Origin of the sequence: Vibrio sp. 10N.261.55.C5 (assembly GCF_041470505.1) — a bacterium.
In the GTDB taxonomy this organism is placed as follows: Bacteria; Pseudomonadota; Gammaproteobacteria; order Enterobacterales; family Vibrionaceae; genus Vibrio; species Vibrio crassostreae_C.
The window spans coordinates 1-390 of record NZ_JBFRMS010000072.1 but is presented as its reverse complement, the minus strand read 5'-3'; the positions used below and the strand labels follow the sequence as shown (position 1 = coordinate 390).

General features: G+C 45.4%; 1 protein-coding gene and 1 pseudogene. Both read right to left on the bottom strand.

Annotation, left to right across the window (positions count from 1 at the left end; translation table 11 throughout):
• The coding region (tnpB, locus tag AB4263_RS22165; protein WP_372098915.1) for an IS66 family insertion sequence element accessory protein TnpB at nt 1-253 on the bottom strand (253 nt) is incomplete at its 3' end.
• Nucleotides 250-390: pseudogene (locus AB4263_RS22160) on the bottom strand (IS66 family insertion sequence element accessory protein TnpB); the annotation flags it as partial. The gene tnpB and the pseudogene AB4263_RS22160, both read right to left, overlap by 4 nt.

Sequence of the window (390 nt, the reverse complement as noted above, 5' to 3'; positions counted from 1 at the left end):
GATTTTTCTCTTTTGAAGGCCACTTATACTTGGCTTTTTCAAGGCGTTTATACCAGAGGGCGAAGCCTGTTTTATCCCAGTACAACACTTTAATCTTATCGCGCTGTTTATTGGTAAACAGGAACAGCGCACCGCTGCCAAGAGGCAAGTCAGTATCATTTTCGATAATCGCTGCAAGGCCGTTGATGGACTTTCTAAAATCGACGCTTTCACGATAAAGGTAAATGTCTGGAGCGCTGAGCATACCTTTCATGACAACGCTCCAATGAGTTCAGCAAGATAGGTGGCTGGCGTGCCTTGAGGAATGCTCAGCTCCACATCATTGATGAGAAGTGTCATGTTCGCCGTAGCTATCTGGGCCTGATACTTGGTTGTCTTTTCAACGATTTC